This window comes from Stappia sp., from assembly GCF_048268045.1.
Taxonomy (GTDB): domain Bacteria; phylum Pseudomonadota; class Alphaproteobacteria; order Rhizobiales; family Stappiaceae; genus Stappia.
The window spans coordinates 112,363-130,535 of record NZ_JBLWWG010000010.1; the positions used below are offsets into that span (position 1 = coordinate 112,363).

The following is an 18,173-nucleotide window of genomic DNA, read 5'->3' on the forward strand; positions in this document are numbered from 1 at the left end:
AGCCCGCCATGCAGCCCTTCACGACCTTGACCGCCACCGCCTGCCCGCTGCCCCTGTCGAGCGTCGACACGGACCAGCTCATTCCCGCCCGCTTCATGAAGCGATCACGGGCCGATGGCTATGGCGACTATCTGTTGCACGATCTGCGCTTCGACACGCAGGGCCACGCACTGGCCGACTGCCCGCTCAACAGTCCCGACAGGACCGGCGCGCGAATTCTGGTCACCCGCCGCAACTTCGGCAGCGGATCATCACGCGAGGCCGCGGTCTATGCGCTGGTCGACTACGGCATCGCCTGCGTCATCGCCCCGTCCTTCGGCGACATCTTCGCATCCAACTCGGTCAACAACGGCCTGCTGCCGGCGACGGTCTCGGAAGAGGACGGAGAGGCCCTTCTCCGCGCCCTGCAGGACGGCACGCTGGCGGCGACCGTCGATCTCCAGGCCACCCGCATCCGCATCGGCGGACTGTCCGTGTCGTTCCGCATCGATCCAGTCTGGCGCACGAAATTGCTCAATGGCTGGGATGACATCGACCTGACAAAAAGCCACGCCGCCGAGATCGCTTCCTTTCAGGAGCGCGACGCGGCGGCACGTCCCTGGCTCGTGCCGCGACAGCCGGACGCGCCTTGAAATTTCAGATGTCACGACATTGACAAACTATGCGATCTGTATTCTCAATAAGACAGAACATGTCTTAAGCATAAAACAGGAGAGAAGGACATGTCCGCCGCGATCGAACCCCTCAAGGCACGTCGTCTCTATCTCCTGCTCAGGGAGCAGATACTGAGCGGCGAGGTTGCCGACAGCGCCCGCCTGCCAAGTGAACCCAACCTTGCCCAGGAGCACGGCGTCTCGCGCGTCACCGTGCGCCGCGCGCTCGACAAGCTTGCCAGCGACGGCATGATCGAGCGACGGCCGGGATCCGGCACCTTCGTCAGCGCGAAGCCGGCGCAGATGCCGGTCGTGGCGGACCTTGCCAACGCGCTGTCGCATCTCGTCGAGATGGGGCGGCAGACGGACGTGCGGCTGATTTCCTTTTCCTATGTGAACGCCACTCCGGCGATGGCCGAGGAATTGAAGCTCGAGCCGAACGAGCGGCTGCAACGGTCGATCCGCGTGCGCCTGATCGACGGGCAGCCCTTCTCCTACCTCGTCACCCATGTTCCCGAGCGGATCGGCATCTCCTATTCGGAAAGCGATCTTGCCTCGACCCCGCTTCTGGAGCTGCTCGAGCGTTCCGGACTGGTCGCCGACAAGGCGCAGCAGATCATCGGAGCCACGCTCGCCGGGCCGGAGGTCGCCTCCGCGCTCGATCTGGAGATCGGCGCCGCACTGCTATCGATGACGCGCGTCGTCTTCGAAGAGAACGGCCGTGGCATCGAGCATCTGCAGGCCCTCTACCGGCCCGACCGCTACTCTTTCAACATGGAGCTGACGCGCACGGGCGACGACGGCGCCCGTCGCTGGAAAGCGGCCGACACCTTTCGGCTTGCAAGCCGGAACACACCGAACGCCAAGAACAAGAAGAAGAAGACCGGCGCGGAAAAACCATCACCTTCGAGGAGAACCAAGCCATGAAGTTTCTTGAAACATCTATCCGACGCCGAACCATCCTGAAGGGCGGCGCCGCCGCCCTCGCCACACTTGCGGCACCCGGCGTGCTGCGCGCGGCAGAACCCGCACCGATCAAGGTCGGCATTCTTCAGCCCGTGACCGGCGCCCTGGCGCAAGACGGCGGCTTCGGCCGGCTCGGCGCCGAACTTGCCATTTCCGACATCAACGAGGCTGGCGGCATCAAATCGCTCGGCGGTGCCAAGATCGAGATGATCTTCGGCGACGCCCGCTCCACCCCCGAGGCTGGTGCCCAGGAAGTGGAACGCATGCAGGAAGAGGGCGTCGTCGCCGTTGTCGGCGGCTTCGCCTCGCCGATCGCCCTGGCCGCCTCGCAGGCTGCCTCGCGCTACGACCTGCCCTATATCGTCGACGTCGGCGTCTCCGACCAGATCATCAGCCGCGGTCTCAAGAACACGTTCCGCTTCGCGCCGGGCTTCTCGATCTGCACCAAGACGGCAATCGAGAATCTCGTTCGCATCAACGAGGCCGCCGGCAAGCCGGCAAAGACCGTCGCGCTCGTCCATGAGGACGGCCTGTTCGGTTCCGGCCTCGCGAAGCTGATGTCGACGGAACTGCCGAAGTACGGCTTCGAGATCGTCGAAGAGATCGCCATTCCGACGCCGTCGCGCGACCTGTCGAACGTCGCGCTTCGCCTGCGCTCGCTGAAGCCGGACCTCGTCATTCCGAGCACCTACTACGGCGAGACGGTTCTCCTCGCCCGCACCATGCAGCAGCAGCGCGTGCGCCCGATGGGCGTCTACGCGGTTCTCAACGGAGCCGCCTCCAACCGCCGCTTCGTCGCCGAGTTCCCCGAAGCCGCCAACGGTATCATGGACTGCAACCACTGGCCGGATCCGCGCAGCAAGAAGTCGCAGCTTCTCAAGGAGCGCGTCGAGAAGCAGGGCTCGACCTACAACTACAACACGCCGCTCAACTACTCCTGCGTGGCGCTTCTCGCCGACGCCATCGAGCGCGCGGCCTCGAGCGACCGGGGCAAGATCATCGAGGCCCTCGCGAGCTCGACCTTCTCCGATCACCTGATGCCCTATGGCCCGACCAAGTTCGTCAACGGACAGAACACAGGCGCGGCGCCGGTCTCGACCCAGGTGCAGGAGGGCGACATTCGCGTCGTCTATCCGGAGGAGTTCTCCAACGCCAAGCCGATCTTCCCCGCCAACGGCTGACGTCGCCACAGGATCGCGGGCCCGGCCACATGGCCGGATCCGCGATCCGTCGCCGTACTCCAGGCAGCGGAACGCAAAATGTACTCTCCCATCATTATCATCGAGGCGATGATCAACGGGCTTTTGACGGGCGCCATCTACGCGATGATCGCCCTCGGCCTGACGCTGGTCTACGGCGTGCTCCACATCATCAATTTCGCGCACGGAACGCTGCTCGCCAGTGCCATGTTCGCGGTCTGGAGCCTCAACGTCCTCTTCGGCGTAGACCCCTACGTGTCGATCCTCGTTCTGGCTCCCGTCTTCTTCGGGCTCGGCTATGGCCTCCAGCGCTTTGTCATCGGCCCTGCCTCCAAGGGCGACGAAGGCAACATCCTGCTGATCACGCTTGGGCTGTCGATCCTTATCGAGAACGCCCTGCTGGCCGGCTTCGGCTCGGACACGCGCGCCATCTCCTCCGACTTCTCGTTCTCCGTCGTCGAGGCGGGACCGTTCCTCATCTCCACGCCCAAGCTCGTCGGCTTCGCCGGATCTCTCGCCGTAACCGCGCTCTTCTGGTTCGTGATGAGTCGCACGGATGCCGGCAAGGCCATCCGTGCGGTCGCCAAGGAGAAGTTCGGCGCCAGCCTGATGGGGATCGATGTGCGGCACATCTACGCGCTGACCTTCGGGCTAGGCTGCGCGGCGCTGGCCATTGCTGCAGGCCTGCTGATGCCGACCTTCTACGTCAATCCGCGCGTCGGCGGCGCCTTCATCAACATCGCCTTCACAATCGTCGTGCTCGGCGGCATGGGCTCGATCCCCGGCGCCATGGTCGGCGGCCTCCTGATCGGTGTCGTGGAGAGCGTCAGCGGCCTGGTGCTGGGCGAGAGCCTCGGACAGATCGGCATCTTCATCATCTTCATCCTGGTGCTGCTGCTGCGGCCTACCGGACTGTTCGGAGCGAAAGCATGATGGCCCGGGGATATCTCTCAATCGTCGTCGTCACGGTCGCGCTCGCGCTCGTCCCGACTCTCTTCCATTCCAACAGCATGGCCAACTTCATGGTGCTGACGCTGATCATCGCGTTGGCCGCCCAGGGGTGGAACCTGCTCGGCGGCGTCGCCGGCCAGACCTCCTTCGGCCACGCGGTGTTCTTCGGCACCGGCTGCTATACGAATGCGATCCTCCAGTCGCACTTCGGCGTCAACGCCTGGGTGGCGCTGGTGGCGGCGATGGGCGCGGGAGCGGCGGTCGGCTTCGTCATCGGCTTCCTCAGCTTCCGGGCCGGACTGCGCGGCTCCTACTTCGCGCTGATAACCCTCGCCTTTGCCGAACTCGCGCGCATCCTGGCCAACTCCTCGGAGATGACCGGCGGCGCGGCCGGCTTGCTGCTCAAGCTCGACCCGGGCTTCGCCAACATGCAGTTCGCCGACCGCGGGGCCTTCCTCTGGCTGGCGCTCGGCTTCGTCTTCGCGGGGCTGGTCATCAGCCGCGCCATCGCCAACTCACGCTTCGGCGCGCAGCTTGTCGCCGTGCGCGAGAACGAGGACGCGGCCCGCGCACTCGGCGTCGACGTGCTCAAGGTGAAACTCAAGGCAATCAGCCTGTCGGGAGCGATGACGGCGACTGCCGGGGTGCTCTACGTGCAGAACTTCCTCTACGTGGACTCCACCATCGCCTTCGGCGTGTGGATCTCCATCGAGGCGCTGCTCGCCCCGATGGTCGGCGGACGCGGCCTCGTGCTCGGCCCGCTCATCGGCGCCTTCACCCTGCATGGGCTTGGCGAGCTGACCAAGAGCTTCGCCGGTCGCCTGCCGGGTATCGACCTCATCGTCTTCGCCGTTGTGCTGATCCTGGTCGTGGCCTTCGCCTCCGGCGGCGTGCTCGGCCTCCTGCGCCGTTTCACGCCGCGCCTTGCCAAGGGAGCTGCCTCATGATGCTCGGCGTCGATGACATCACCATGCGCTTCGGTGGCCTCGTCGCCGTGCGCAATGCCTCCTTCGGGGTTGGCAAGGGCTCAATCACCGGACTGATCGGCCCCAATGGCGCCGGCAAGACGACGCTCTTTGCCATCATCGCCGGCTTCTTGAAGCCAAGCGCGGGGCGGATTTCATGGTCGGAGCGCGATATCACCGCGCTCCACCCCCACCAGCGCGCCGAACTTGGCATCGCCCGCACCTTCCAGATCGTCCAGCCGTTCAACGGGCTGAACGTTCTGGAGAACATCACCGTCGGTGCCTACCTGCGCCACCGCAAGACGGAGGACGCGGTCGAACGGGCGCGCGCGGTCGCCGTCCGCGTCGGCCTCGAGAGGGAGCTGGAGGCTCCGGCCTCGAGCCTCACCGTGGCGGGGCGCAAGCGGCTGGAGCTTGCCCGCGCGCTTGCCACCGAGCCCAAGCTGCTGCTGCTCGACGAGGTTCTCGCCGGTCTCAATCCTTCCGAGATCCGCGACATCGTGCCGGTCATCCGCGCTATCCGCGACGACGGGGTAACGATCCTGATGATCGAGCACGTCATGCAGGCGGTGATGAACCTGTGCGAGCAGGTTCATGTGCTGGCACAGGGTGCGCTCATCGCCGAGGGCACGCCGGCACAGGTGTGCAACGACCCGACCGTGATCGAAGCCTATCTCGGAAAAGGTGCGGCGGAACGGATGGCGAAGCTGGGAGAAGCACATGCTTGAGGTCAAGGACCTGCGCGCCGGCTATGGCGCGGTCGAGGTGTTGCGCGGCATCGATCTTTCCGTCGCCAGTGGCGAGATCGTCGCCGTGCTCGGCGCCAATGGCGTCGGCAAGACGACGCTCAACAAGGTGCTCTCCGGCATGTTGCCGGTCACATCAGGCAGCATCGCCTTCGATGGTGCAACGCTTGGCGGCTCGCCCATCGCCGCGGTCGACGCCGGCCTGATACATGTGCCCGAGGGCCGGCGGATCTTCCCCAACATGTCAGTGGAAGAGAACCTCGAACTCGGCAGCTACAGGCGTGCGCGTCCCAGCCGGGCGCGCAACCTTGCTCATGTCTACGAGGTCTTCCCCCGCCTCAGGGAACGCTCCGCCCAGGCGGCGGGCACGCTCTCGGGCGGTGAACAGCAGATGCTGGCCATCGGGCGCGGCATGATGGCCGAGCCGAAGCTCCTCATTCTCGATGAGCCCTCGCTCGGCCTCTCCCCGCTTCTGGTGGAGGAAATGTTCACGCTGATCCGGCGGCTCAACGCGGAAGGACTGCCGATCATGCTCGTCGAACAGAACGTCGTGCAATCGCTTGAGATCGCCAACCGCGCCTACATCATCGAGAACGGCGAGGTGATCATGTCCGGCACAGCCGCCGACATCGCCGCCGATCCCGATCTCAAGCGCGCCTATCTCGGATTGTAAGGGAGACAAGCGATGTCCACGACCTCCCCGGGCCTCGTGCCCGCCTCCGTACTTCTTGCCGAACCTCGGCCGGACTGGCTGGCGCATTGGGCCCGTTTCGCGACCGGCTTTTCCGTCGACAAACTGCCGCCGTCGCTGCTCGCCCAGGCCAAACTTGTCATGCTCGACTGCATCGGAGCCATGGCCGCCGGCATGCAGGAGACCGAGAACGCGGCGCTGGCCGGCCGCCTCGCCCGGCGCGGCCGGGGCGAGGTTGCGGCCATCGGCGCCGGTGTCGCGCTGCGTGGAGACGACGCGGCCTTCGTCAACGGCATTGCTGGAACCGCACTGGAACTCGACGAGGGCAATCAGTTCGCACGCGGACATCCGGGCATTCACGTCCTGCCCGCGGCCCTGGCCACCGCGCTGGCCAACGGCCGCAGCGGCGCGGAGCTGCTCACCGCCTTCATTCTAGGCTACGAGATTGGCGCGCGCGTCGGAGCGGCCTGCCGCCTGCGTCCCAGCGTTCATCCGCACGGCACATGGGGCACCATCGGCGCGGCCTTCGCCACCGCCCTGATGGAAGGCGCCGACGAGACCCGGCTCGCGGAGACGATCAACGTCGCCGCGACCATGAGCGTTGGCGCAAGCCTCAGCGCCATGCTCGAGGGAGCGACGGCCCGCAACAGCTATTGTGGTCTCTCCAACCGCAACGGCATGGCCGCCTGGGACCTCGTCGCCAGCGGCTTCACCGGCGAGCGCGACTGCGTTGGCAGCGTCTACGGCTCGATCCTCGCCGAGGGCTTCTCCCCGGCGGGAATGACCAAGGAACTAGGAACGCGCTTCGAAATCGAGCGCAACTACTTCAAGCGTCATGCGGCGTGTCGCTTCACCCATGCAGCCCTCGACGTGGTGGTGCGGCTCGTTGCCGAGAACGGAACACTCGCGCCCGAAGCCATCGAGTCCATCGAGGTTGCGACCTACGCGATGGCCGCACAGCTCGACGGTCCCGAACCGCACAATGTCCTCGCTGCCCGGTTTTCCCTGCCTTTCGCCATTGCCACGACGCTGGTCAATGGCGAAGCCTCGGTTCACGCCTTCCGCGAGCCGTCGCTATCGGATGCGCGCATTCGCGACCTTGCAAGGATTGTCCGGGTGCGCGAGCACGCCGACTACACCGCCCTGCTGCCGGCCATGCGCCCGGCCGCCGTCACCGTCCGCCTTCGGGATGGGCGCGTGCTTTCAGGCGAGACGCTGACCAACCGCGGCGATGCGGTTGATCCCTTCACCGCCGACGAGGTGCGGGCCAAGTTTCGCGACCTTGCCGCCCCGGTCTGGGGCGAGACCCATGCCGAACGCGTGCACGCCGCCGTGGAAACGATCGACACGGCGGAAAACCTTACGGGCCTGAACGGTCTCCTGACCGAACCCGCGATCAAGGATCGATAAGAAATGACCCTGAAGTCCCAACTTGCCGGCGGCAAGCCGATCGTCGCTCCGGGTATCTATGATGCCCTGACCGGCTCGATTGCCACCGATGCCGGCTTCTCCGCGCTATATCTTTCCGGCGCGGCCATTGCCTACACCAAGCTCGGTCGTCCCGACATCGGCCTCGTCTCCATGAACGAGGTCGCCGAGACCATCGCCCTGATCCGCCAGCGGGTCGAGACGCCGATCATTGTCGATGCAGACAATGGCTATGGCAACGCGCTCAACGTCCAGCGCACCGTGAAGACCTTCGAGCGCGCGGGCGCCAGTGCCATTCAGCTTGAGGACCAGACGCTGCCCAAGCGTTGCGGGCACCTCAGCGACAAATCGCTGGTTTCGGCCGCCGAGATGGTCGGCAAGGTCAAGGCTGCCGTCGATGCGCGGGCAAGCGAGGATACTCTGATCGTCGCGCGCACCGACGCGGTCGCAGTTGAAGGCTACGAGCGCGCCATAGAGCGCGCCTCGCTCTATGCCGATGCCGGCGCCGACGTACTCTTCGTCGAGGCGCCGCGCTCGTCCGAGCAACTCGCGGAGATCTGCAAGTCGCTCGGCGGCCGGCTGCCGCTGCTTGCAAACATGGTCGAGGGCGGCAACACGCCGATGTTCACAGCAGCCGAACTTGGCGAGATGGGCTTCAGCATCGTCATCTTCCCCGGCGGCATCGTACGCGCCCTCGCCCGCACCGCGCAGGCCTACTACGCCTCGCTGTTCGCCAATGGCACCAATGCGCCCTTCGCCGACAACATGTTCCAGTTCGGTGAGCTGAACGAGCTGATCGGCACACCGGCCATGCTCGAGACCGGCCGGCAGTATGAGGAATACGGGGCGGCGCAAGCCTCTTCCATGAAAGGTGACGCGGAATGACGACGACGCTCGACCCCGTAACGCTCGCCATTCTCAACGGCCGTCTCGAGCAGATCGCCGACGAGATGGACGCGACGCTCTACCGCTCCGCGTTCAATCCGATCATCGCCGAGGCGCGCGATGCCTGCCACGGCCTCTACCACGCCGAGACCGGGGCGACGCTGGTTCAGGGCACGCGCGGCCTGCCGATCTTCGTCGGCGCCATGGCCTTCGCCGTGAAGGCGGTTATCGACAAGGTGGCGGAGGACGGCGACCTGTCGCCCGGAGACACCTATCTCTTCAACGATCCCTACGCCGGCGGCACGCACCTCAACGATTTCCGCCTCGTGCGCCCGGTGTTCCGCGATGACAAGCTTTATTGCTGGATCGCCTCGGTCGGCCATTGGCTGGACATCGGCGGCAACGTGCCCGGCGGCTTCAATGCCAAGGCGACGGAGAGCTTCCAGGAAGGCGTCCGCATTCCTCCGGTGAAACTGATCACGAAGGGCGTCATCAACCGCGACCTGCTCGACATTCTGGCCGCAAATTCGCGGGTACCCGCGTCCAACTATGGCGACCTCAACGGCCAGCTCAACGCCCTCGACCTCGGCGAGCGGCGGCTTGCGGACCTGCTCGACGGCTATGGCGACGGCACCGTTTCGGCAGCCTTCGACGCCTTCTCCGACCGCGCCGAGGCGATGATGCGCGAGGAGATCCGCGCGCTGCCCGACGGCTGCTATTCGTTCGAGGACTATCTCGACAACGACGGCATCACGCCAGACAAGCTGACAATCGCCCTCGATCTGACGATCCGGGGAGAGGAGATGACGCTCGACTTCTCACGTTCGTCCGCTCCCTGCGCGGGCCCGCTCAACATCGCCTATTCAACCGCCGCCGCCTGCTGCTATGTGGCGCTGAAGCATGTCTTCACCTCCGTTCCGGCGAATGCCGGCTGCCTCCGTCCGATCACCTTCAACATACCCGCGACAACGCTTCTCGGCGTCAAGCCGCCCAAGCCGGTGGGCGGCTACACGGAAACCATCTTGCGCGTCATCGGCGTCGTCTTCGGCGCGCTCGCCCAGGCGGATCCCGCGCGCGCCACCGCCGGCCCCTTCGGCACGATCAACGCTTTGTCGGTTGCCGGCTACCGCGATGACGGCTCGCGCTACGTGATGTTCTCCTTCTTCGGCGGCGGACTCGGCGGAAATCCGCAAAGCGACGGGCTCAACCATGCCAACAATCCGATTTCCATGGCGACTATTCCGCCGGCGGAAATCCTTGAAGCGTCCTACCCGGTCAAGTTCACCCAATGGGCGCTGCGGCCCGATTCCGCCGGAGCCGGGTACCACCGTGGCGGCGTCGGCGCGATCTATGAACTGGAGACAATGACCAACGCGGATGTGTTCCTGCTCGGCGAACGCGGCATCTATCCGCCGCTCGGCGTCGCAGGCGGCGGCCCGGCCGCGCTCAACCGCTTCGTCTGGCAATCGGACGAGGGCGACAAGTCGCCGGAACTGGCCTCCAAGATCACCGATGTTCGCGTCCGTCCGGGCCAGCGCATCCGCATCGAGGCGCCCGGAGGCGGCGGCTTCGGCGATCCAATGACGCGCCCCGCCGACAAGGTTGCCCGCGACGTGCGCCTCGGCTTCGTCACCCGCGAGGCTGCGCGCACGCTCTATGGCGTCGCCCTTGGTGCCGATGGCCAGGTCGACCAGAACGAAACCCGGCAACTGCGCAAAGGAGCTGCCGCATGACCAACCAGTTCACCACCAGTGGCGGTGCCGTCGTCGGCGTCGATGTCGGCGGCACCTTCACCGACCTGTTCTACTATGACGAGGCCGCGGGACGGTTCCGGACCGCGAAAGTCTCCTCCAACCGCGGCGACGAGGCCACCGGGTTCCTCGAGGGGCTGAAGACCTTCGGCGACATCGCCGATCTCGGCTCCATCGTCCACGGCACGACGGTTGGCACCAATGCGCTGCTGGAGCGCAAGGGCGCTCGCACCGCGCTGATCACCACCCGGGGCTTCCGCGACGTTCTCGAAATGCGTCGCCGCGACCGCCTCAACACCTGGGGCCTGTGGGGCGACTTCACACCGGTGATCGAGCGCGACCTGCGCTTCGAGGTGCGCGAGCGCGTGCTCGCCGACGGCAGCGTCGACGAGGCACTGGATACGGACGGCGTGACCGCGGCTGCCAAGGCAGCGCTTGCGGCGGGCGCCGAGGCGATCGCGATCGTCTTCATCAACGCCTACGCGAACCCCGAGAACGAGCTTGCCGCCCTCGAGGCCGTGCGGGCGGTCTGGCCAAACGACAACATCGCCTGCTCGGTGCAGATCCTGCCGGAGATCCGCGAGTTCGAACGCACCTCCACGACCGCGCTCAACGCCTATCTGCAACCGGTCGTCGGCGGCTATCTCGGCAAGCTCTCCGCCGCACTCAACGCGGAGAAGTTCACCGGTCGCTTCCACATCGTGCAGTCGAACGGCGGCGTCATGTCGACCGACACCGCCCGCAAGCTGCCGGTGCGCACCGCACTCTCCGGCCCGGCCGCCGGCGTGATCGCGGCGGCCGCCATCTCCCGGGCTGCCGGCTTCCCCAACATCATCACCGGCGACCTCGGAGGCACCTCCTTCGATGTGTCGCTCGTGGTCGACGGCGAGACCTCGCTGGCGGCGCAGACCACCATCGACTTCGGCCTCGTGGTGCGCACGCCGATGATCGAGATCACCACCATCGGCGCTGGCGGCGGTTCCATCGCCCATGTCGACGCCGGCGGCCTGCTCCAGGTCGGGCCGGAAAGTGCCGGCTCCCGCCCCGGGCCGGTCGCCTACGGTCAGGGCAACACGCGCCCGACCCTCACCGATGCCAACATCGTGCTCGGCCGCATCAATGCAGAGCGCCCCATCGGCGGCAAACTGGCGCGGCTCGACGTCGAAGCTGCCAAGGCGGCGATCGAGGAGCATGTGGCAAAACCCACGGGCCTTGGCGTCATGGAGGCGGCGGAAGCCATCGTTCGCGTCGCCGACGGGCGCATGGCCGGAGCCATCCGTCTCGTCTCTATCGAGCGCGGCCACGACCCGGCGAAATTTGTCGCCGTGCCCTTCGGCGGCGGCGGGGCGCTCCATGCGGGCGCTCTCATCAAGGACGTCGGGCTCCAGGCAGCGCTCGTTCCGCGCTATCCGGGCATCAATTCGGCGCTCGGCTGCGTCATTGCCGACATCCGTCACGATCAGGTCCAGACCGTGAACCTCACGGTCGACGCACTCGATCCCGCCGCGCTCGACGCCCGCATGATCGCGGAAGCCGCCGCAGCGCGCCAGGTCGTTGAGGACGCCGGGCTTCAGATGGACCGGATCGACATCGTGTTCGAGCTCGACATGCACTATATCGGCCAGACCCACACGGTGTCGGTGCCGCTGCCGGTCACGATCGAGACGGGCACCACCGGCGTTACCCGTGACGTCGTCCAGGCGGCCTTCGACAAGTCCTATCAGGCCTCGTTCAGCCGCCTTCTGCCGGGGCTGGCCGCAAAGATCGTCAACCTGCGCACCTCGGCCATCGGCCGTCGCCCACAGTTCAATCTGAAGACCCTGGCTCCCGGCGACGACTGCTCCCTCGACAAGGCGCGGATCGGCACGCGCCCTGTCTGGTTCGACGGCGGATGGCACGACACGATGATCTACGCCCGCCTCGACCTTCCCGTCGGTGCCGAGATCTCCGGTCCGGCCATTCTCGAGCAGCCGGACGCCACCGTTCTGGTGGATCCCGACCTCAAGGCACGCGTCGACGAACTTGGAAACATCATCATGGAGCGCAAATGATGCGTGAAGAGATCCCCGCCGCCAACACCGGCCTCGTCGTCGTCGACCTCCAGAACGACTTTCTGCACCCGGACGGCGCCTACGGGCGGGCGGGACAGGGCGCGGCCGATATCGCCGCCCTGCCCGCGCGGCTAGCGCCGCTTGTCGGCCGCATCCGCGCGGCCGGAGGCTGGATTATCTCGACCCAGTTCACGCTGGTCCCAGCCAAGAACGGCGAGCCGCTGATCTCGCCGCATCTGAAAGAGCTGCGCCCCTTCCTGAAGAAGGGCGATTTCGTGCCCGGCGGCTGGGGACACGCTCTCGTCGACGAACTCGCCCCCGCCGACCTTTCGGTCGAGAAGGTGGCCTATTCAGCGTTCTACATGACGCGGCCCGAGTGGGTGCTGCGCAAGTGCGACATCCGCAAGCTCATCGTCTGCGGCATCGTCACCAACGGCGGCGTCGCCTCCACGGTCCGCGACGCCCATGTGCGCGACTTCGACGTGACGGTGCTGTCCGACGGCAGCGCGGCCTTCTCGCGAGAAACGCATGACACGGCGATCGCGGCGCTCAAGCCTGTCTGCCGTGTCGCCACGGTCGCGGAAATCACCGAGGAATTCCCGGGCTAAGACCGGAAAGAGACTTCAAGGAGGAAAGTTTGGCAAAGGTCCTGGTGATCGTTCCCTTCCCGATGAGCGCGGAGAACCTCGAGAAGCGCAAGGCGCAGCTCGACGCGGTTGAGCTCGGGGACGGGATCGAGTTCGACTTCAAGCCCGTGCGCATCGCACCCGTCAACTACGTCAGCCAGCAGGATTCCGTGCTCGCAGACATAGGCATCCTCGAGGCCGGCCTTTCTGCCGAGGCAGACGGCTATGACGCGGTGTGCATCGACACGGTGAGCGATTCCGGCATGTCAGCTCTGCGCTCGGTGCTGTCGATCCCCGTCATCGCACCGGGTCGGCACGCGATGCTGACCGCGTTGATGCTGGGCGAGAAGTTCTCCGTGCTCGCCATGTGGGACCGCTGGCGTCACCTCTACAGCAAGACGGTGGCCGAGCTCGGCATCGCCCACAAGCTCGCCTCCGTGCGCTCAGCCGGGCTTCAGCCCAACAACCAGAGCCTGCTTGCCGGCAAGGAGGACGAGTTCTTTCCCGCCCTCCACGATGCGGCCATGAAATGCGTCACCGAGGATGGCGCCGACGTGATCATGCTTGGCTCCACGACCATGCACGAGGCCCACGCCTGGCTGGCCGAGCGTCTGCCCGTGCCGATCATCAATCCGGGCCCGCTCACCTACCGGCTGGCCGACGCCGCGATCAAGCTGAAGCTCGCGCACAGCCGGGCCAGCTATCCGGCGCCCTCCTCCGTCGCCACCGAAGGGCTGGCGCGCATGGGCGAAATCGCCGACACGCTTTCGGGAGGCGCGAAATGACCCGTATTCTCGTTCTCGTGCCGCAGGATCTCGAGCTCTCAGCCGAGACCGACGCGGCAAGGGCGGCTGCCGATGCAGCGACCGAAATCGTCGTTCGCGGCGTACCTCTTGTCTCCACCCCACCGGTCGGCGCCCATGACTGGGCGCTCGCGGACCTTGCGGTAATGGCCGCCGGCCAGGACGCGGAAGCCGAAGGCTTCGACGCGGTGGCGCTGGCCGACTTCGGCGACTACGGCGCTCCGGCGCTGCGCTCTCTGCTCTCGATCCCGGTGGCCCCGGCCGGCCGCTGCTCGATGCTCCACGCGATGAGCCTGTCGGGCCGGTTCTCCGTGCTCGCCACGTCGCGCGATTTCAACCGCGCCGGCCGGCTCGTGCATGACTATGGCCTCCTGGGCAATTGCTCCGGGGTTTTCGAGGTGTCCAGCGCCGAGGACATCGCCATGCGCGCCGCATCGAGCGACGCGGTGGTGCTTGCCGGCACTGCGGCCACGCTTGCTTCGGGCGCAGCGCATGTCCCGCTCGTGCGTCCGCTTCCCGTGGCGGTGAAGCTTGCCGAAAGCCTCGTCGGCCTCGGTCTCACGCACAGCCGGCGCGCCTATCCGGAACCGGAGATGCGCAAGCCGGATCTCATACGCAAAATCGGCGGAGCCTGACGGCGCCCAGCCCCATCGACCGGATCGGGCACCAAGATCCGGTGCCACGTGCGCCACGGCGGAGAGGGTTCACCCCTCTCCGCTGCCGTCCGCCAGCAACAGATGCCCGTGCTCGAAATTGGCCGCCACTTCCAGCGGCACGGCGTCGGCGACAAGCACGTCGACCCTCGACCAGTCGCAAACGTGTATCAGGCCGGACTTGCCGAACTTGCTGCTGTCCATCAGCAACATCGTCTGGTCGGCGCGCGGCATCATCGCCCGCTTGAATTCCGCCTCGAACAAGTCGAAGTCCTGGCACCCGCGATCCGACCCCGCCACCACAGACATGACGAAATAGCTCGGAGTGAAGTCCGACAGGAACTCGATCGTGCTGTTTCCCGTGATCGTGCGATCCTCGGCGCGCAACTCGCCGGCGGGCAGGATGACCCGGTGTCGCGTTGCGGCGGCGGCAAAGATCTGCGCGATCTCCAGGGAGATCGTCAGAACCGTCATCGGTTCACGGTGAACAAGTTCGCGCGCCAGGAAACAGGCGGTCGAGCTGTTGTCGAGCAGCACGGTCGCGCCCTCGCGAATGAAGGCGGCGGCACGCGCGGCAATCAGGCGCTTGGCATCGGTTGCCTCGCGCAGTCGGCGCTCGAAGGGCGGTTCGGTACGCGGAAGCGACAAGCGCACGCCGCCGTGAAACTTCTCCACCAGCCCGTCTGCCGAAAGCCCCTTCAGGTCCCGACGGACGGTCTCGTCCGAAACCTCGAGATGTTCGGCGAGCTCCGAAATAGCCGCCTTACCTCTCACCTTCAGCAGCGAGAGGATCTGGTTCTGTCTCGCGGTGGTCGCCATGACCTCGCTCCTCCAGCCTATCCCCTGAGGTCGATAGCCTGTCCCGTGCCGGCATGAAAGAGCCTGGCGCGGGCAAGATCGAAGTCGAGGCCGACATCGCAGCCCGGTTCCGGCGCGTCGGAGACGGCACTGCGCACCGTTATCCGGTCCTGGCCCAGCATCACCTCGACGACCGCTTCCGCGCCAATCAACTCGGTGCTCTCCACCCGGGCGCGCGCCATGCCGCGTGCGCGGGTGAAACGCACCTCCTCGGGCCGAATGCCGAGAATGACGTCGTCGGGAAGCTCGGCCCCGCCAAACGCCAGCGGCGCGCCGAAGGCGACGTGATGCAGCGCGCCCCCCTTCTCGCTGCGGCAGGGAACAAGCCCCATCTCGGGTGAGCCGATGAAGGTCGCGACGAAAGTGTTGGCCGGCTGCATGTAGATCTCCATCGGCGCGCCGACCTGCTGGAGCGCACCCTCGGACATCATCGCCACACGGGTGCCGAGCGTCATGGCCTCGATCTGGTCGTGGGTCACATAGATCACCGTCAGACCCAGTTCCTGATGCAGGCGCTTCAACTCGCCGCGCATGCGATTGCGCAGCTTGGCGTCGAGGTTGGACAGCGGTTCATCGAAGAGAAACACCTTGGGCTGGCGCACCAGTGCCCGCCCGATGGCGACGCGCTGGCGCTCTCCGCCGGAGAGTTCCTTCGGTCTGCGGTCGAGAAGGTCCGTGATATTCAAGATCTCCGCCGCTTCCTGGATCCGCTTGTCGATCTCGGACTTCGAAAGCCGCGTCGTCTTCATCAGACCGAAGGCCATGTTCCGCCAGGCCGTCATGTGCGGGTAGAGCGCATAGGACTGGAACACCATGGCGATGTCGCGCTTTTGCGGCGCCGCCTCGGTGACGTCGCGCCCGTCGATCAGGAGCCGGCCCGAGGTGATGTCCTCAAGCCCGGCGACCATACGCAGCGTGGTCGACTTGCCGCAGCCGGACGGGCCGACGAGCACCATGAATTCCCTGTCCTCGATGGTCAGGTTGACGTCGTGGACGGTCTTTCGGTTGCCGTAGGACTTGCAGACGTTCTGCAACGTGACGGTGGCCATGAAACGGACTCCGGATGGGGCGTCACTTGACGCCGGTATGCATGAAGCTGTCGATGAATCGGCGCTGGAAGATCACGAAGAGGAGCAGCAGCGGCGAGACGACGATGGTCGTGCCGGCCATCAGTCGGGTCCAGTCCGCGCCGCTGTCCGACTTGGCAAGCAGCCCAAGCCCGATTGGCAAGGTGCGCACGCTGTCGGAGTTGGTGACCAGCAGCGGCCACATGTAGTCGTTCCAGTGCGTTACGACGGAGATGATGCCAAAGGCGATCAGCGTCGGCTGCACCAGCGGCAGGTACACGTGCCACAGAATGCCGAAATGACCACACCCGTCGAGCCGGGCAGCATCCGACAGCTCCGAGGGAACCTGACGGAATGACTGGCGCAGCATGAAGGTGCCATAGCCCGAGGCCACGAAGGGCACGATCATCGCCGGCAGGGTGTTGATGAGCCCGATTTCCCGCAGCGTGACGAAATTTGTCAGGAAGATCGCATAGATCGGGAACATCACCTGCAGCAGGAACAGGGTGAAGAGCACCCTCTTGAAGGGAAACTCGAGTCGCGCGAAGGCATAGGCGGCCAGCGTGATCGTCACCAGCTGGGCTGCCAGGATGGAGCCCGTGACAATGATCGAGTTGACGAGATAGGTGCCGAAGGGGGCCACGGCGAGCGTTGCCGGATAGTTGGCGAAGTTGAGGACAGCGGGAAGGAACCCGGCCTCGGGGTCGAAAACCTCCGACCGGGTCTTCAGCGAGGTAAGGACGATCCATGCCAGCGGGCTCAACCAGAGGATCGCGACCGGGATCATGACCAAATGGAGCCAGCCTTGCCGAAAGCGCTTCATTGCCGAAGGGCGGCGTGGCGCGACGTCGGCCTTTGCCGAGGGCGCGACAAGCGGGGTCGCGGTCATCAGCGTTCTCCCATGTAGTGCACGCGCCGGCCGAGCGTTGCGGCGACGATGCCGATCAGTCCCAGCACGAAGACGAGCAGCGTGTTCGCCAGCGTCGAGGCGTAGCCGATGTCCTGATACTGGAAGCCGTTCTGGTAGATGTAGAAGGTCAGAACATTGGTCGCGTCGGCGGGGCCGCCCTGCGTCATCACATAGACGTAGTCGAAGATCTGGTAGCTGTGCAGCAGGCCGATCACGATGACGAAGTAAAGCGTCGGCGAGATCAGTGGAATGGTGATGTGCAGGAGCTGTTGCGGCGCGCTCACCCCATCGAGGCGCGCGGCCTCGTAGAGATCAGAGGGCACCAGCTTGAGCGCGGCCAGCAGGATCAACATGAAGTACCCGGAGTATTTCCAGATGCTCATCAGGACGATGGCCGGCAGCGCCCACTTGCTGTCGTAGAGCCAGTCGAGACGCGGCAGGCCGATCGCGGTCAGCGCCTCGTTCACCGGTCCGTAGCCCGGCGCATAGAGGAACACCCAGACCATGCCGGCGGCGACCGAGGGGATCATCACCGGGTAGAAGAAGGCGGAGCGGTAGACCGCCATGCCGCGCAGCTTGCTGTCGAGCGCCACCGCCAGAAGCAGCGCGACGGCGATGGACAGGGGTATCGTCGTCAGCGTGTAGAAGGCGGTGTTGGCGAAGACCTTCCAGAACAGACCGTCGTCGAGAAGCCGCACATAGTTCTCCGCCCCCATCCAGAACATCCGCGGATCGCCGAGCATCACGTCGTGCAGGCTGAACCAGAAGGAGCGCATGATCGGCCAATAGGTGAAGAGGCCGAGAAAGACGAGCGAGGGAAAGAGCAGCGCGTAGGCAAGAAGCGCTTCGTTCCGGCGCGCGCGGGCGACGCCTGGCGTCATGGCGGGTGTCCTCGGGTCGGGCGGGAGCCATCAGGGCTCGGGCCCCGCAAACGGGAGACGGACGCGGGCTCGCGAGAGCCCGCGCCACT

Annotated in this window: 18 protein-coding genes; 14 read left to right on the plus strand and 4 right to left on the minus strand. The window is 65.8% G+C overall.

Going from position 1 to position 18,173, the window contains the following annotated elements:
• The first annotated feature begins 8 nt into the window (after positions 1–8).
• From leuD to ACN0WF_RS16175, 14 genes are all read left to right on the plus strand, one after another.
• Positions 9–632 (plus strand): 3-isopropylmalate dehydratase small subunit, encoded by a 624-nt coding sequence (gene leuD, locus ACN0WF_RS16110; RefSeq protein ID WP_417773798.1) that lies wholly within the window; start codon positions 9–11, stop codon positions 630–632.
• Between the two features lie 90 nt (positions 633–722).
• Entirely contained in the window at positions 723–1,580 is an 858-nt protein-coding gene (locus ACN0WF_RS16115) for a GntR family transcriptional regulator (RefSeq protein ID WP_417773799.1), read from the plus strand.
• Complete coding sequence (locus ACN0WF_RS16120; protein WP_417773800.1) at positions 1,577–2,800, plus strand: ABC transporter substrate-binding protein; 1,224 nt, start codon at positions 1,577–1,579, stop codon at positions 2,798–2,800. The genes ACN0WF_RS16115 and ACN0WF_RS16120 overlap by 4 nt, the downstream gene beginning before the upstream one ends.
• Before the next feature lie 78 nt (positions 2,801–2,878).
• Positions 2,879–3,751 (plus strand): branched-chain amino acid ABC transporter permease, encoded by an 873-nt coding sequence (locus tag ACN0WF_RS16125; protein ID WP_417773801.1) that lies wholly within the window; start codon positions 2,879–2,881, stop codon positions 3,749–3,751.
• Complete coding sequence (locus tag ACN0WF_RS16130; RefSeq protein ID WP_417773802.1) at positions 3,748–4,716, plus strand: branched-chain amino acid ABC transporter permease; 969 nt, start codon at positions 3,748–3,750, stop codon at positions 4,714–4,716. Before ACN0WF_RS16125 ends, ACN0WF_RS16130 begins: the two co-directional genes overlap by 4 nt.
• Positions 4,716–5,462, plus strand: coding sequence for an ABC transporter ATP-binding protein (locus tag ACN0WF_RS16135; protein ID WP_417773841.1), 747 nt, complete (start codon positions 4,716–4,718; stop codon positions 5,460–5,462). Before ACN0WF_RS16130 ends, ACN0WF_RS16135 begins: the two co-directional genes overlap by 1 nt.
• Positions 5,455–6,153 carry an ABC transporter ATP-binding protein gene (locus ACN0WF_RS16140; RefSeq protein WP_417773803.1) on the plus strand — a complete coding sequence of 233 codons (699 nt, stop codon included), beginning with the start codon at positions 5,455–5,457 and terminating at the stop codon, positions 6,151–6,153. The genes ACN0WF_RS16135 and ACN0WF_RS16140 overlap by 8 nt, the downstream gene beginning before the upstream one ends.
• Before the next feature lie 12 nt (positions 6,154–6,165).
• The gene (locus ACN0WF_RS16145) at positions 6,166–7,581 is read left to right on the plus strand and encodes an MmgE/PrpD family protein (RefSeq protein ID WP_417773804.1); all 1,416 of its coding nucleotides are present in this window, start codon (positions 6,166–6,168) and stop codon (positions 7,579–7,581) included.
• 3 nt (positions 7,582–7,584) lie between these two features.
• Positions 7,585–8,484, plus strand: coding sequence for an isocitrate lyase/PEP mutase family protein (locus tag ACN0WF_RS16150; RefSeq protein WP_417773805.1), 900 nt, complete (start codon positions 7,585–7,587; stop codon positions 8,482–8,484).
• A complete protein-coding gene (locus ACN0WF_RS16155; RefSeq protein WP_417773806.1) occupies positions 8,481–10,217 on the plus strand; it encodes a hydantoinase B/oxoprolinase family protein in 1,737 nt (578 codons plus the stop codon). Before ACN0WF_RS16150 ends, ACN0WF_RS16155 begins: the two co-directional genes overlap by 4 nt.
• Positions 10,214–12,286, plus strand: coding sequence for a hydantoinase/oxoprolinase family protein (locus ACN0WF_RS16160; protein ID WP_417773807.1), 2,073 nt, complete (start codon positions 10,214–10,216; stop codon positions 12,284–12,286). Before ACN0WF_RS16155 ends, ACN0WF_RS16160 begins: the two co-directional genes overlap by 4 nt.
• Positions 12,283–12,894 (plus strand): cysteine hydrolase family protein, encoded by a 612-nt coding sequence (locus ACN0WF_RS16165; RefSeq protein ID WP_417773808.1) that lies wholly within the window; start codon positions 12,283–12,285, stop codon positions 12,892–12,894. The genes ACN0WF_RS16160 and ACN0WF_RS16165 overlap by 4 nt, the downstream gene beginning before the upstream one ends.
• 29 nt (positions 12,895–12,923) lie before the next feature.
• A complete protein-coding gene (locus tag ACN0WF_RS16170; protein ID WP_417773809.1) occupies positions 12,924–13,697 on the plus strand; it encodes an aspartate/glutamate racemase family protein in 774 nt (257 codons plus the stop codon).
• The gene (locus ACN0WF_RS16175) at positions 13,694–14,350 is read left to right on the plus strand and encodes an aspartate/glutamate racemase family protein (protein ID WP_417773810.1); all 657 of its coding nucleotides are present in this window, start codon (positions 13,694–13,696) and stop codon (positions 14,348–14,350) included. Before ACN0WF_RS16170 ends, ACN0WF_RS16175 begins: the two co-directional genes overlap by 4 nt.
• A gap of 69 nt (positions 14,351–14,419) precedes the next feature.
• Here ACN0WF_RS16175 and ACN0WF_RS16180 read toward each other — a convergent pair whose 3' ends face one another.
• The 4 genes from ACN0WF_RS16180 to ACN0WF_RS16195 are packed head-to-tail and all read right to left on the minus strand — an operon-like array spanning position 14,420 to position 18,084.
• The gene (locus ACN0WF_RS16180) at positions 14,420–15,187 is read right to left on the minus strand and encodes a DeoR/GlpR family DNA-binding transcription regulator (protein ID WP_417773811.1); all 768 of its coding nucleotides are present in this window, start codon (positions 15,185–15,187) and stop codon (positions 14,420–14,422) included.
• 17 nt (positions 15,188–15,204) lie between these two features.
• Entirely contained in the window at positions 15,205–16,275 is a 1,071-nt protein-coding gene (locus ACN0WF_RS16185) for an ABC transporter ATP-binding protein (protein WP_417773812.1), read from the minus strand.
• Positions 16,276–16,297: 22 nt separating this feature from the next.
• Positions 16,298–17,182: a carbohydrate ABC transporter permease gene (locus ACN0WF_RS16190; protein WP_417773813.1), complete on the minus strand. Its 885-nt coding sequence runs from the start codon at positions 17,180–17,182 to the stop codon at positions 16,298–16,300.
• Positions 17,182–18,084, minus strand: a complete 903-nt coding sequence (locus ACN0WF_RS16195; RefSeq protein WP_417773814.1) for a carbohydrate ABC transporter permease — start codon at positions 18,082–18,084, stop codon at positions 17,182–17,184. Before ACN0WF_RS16195 ends, ACN0WF_RS16190 begins: the two co-directional genes overlap by 1 nt.
• Positions 18,085–18,173: the final 89 nt, after the last annotated feature.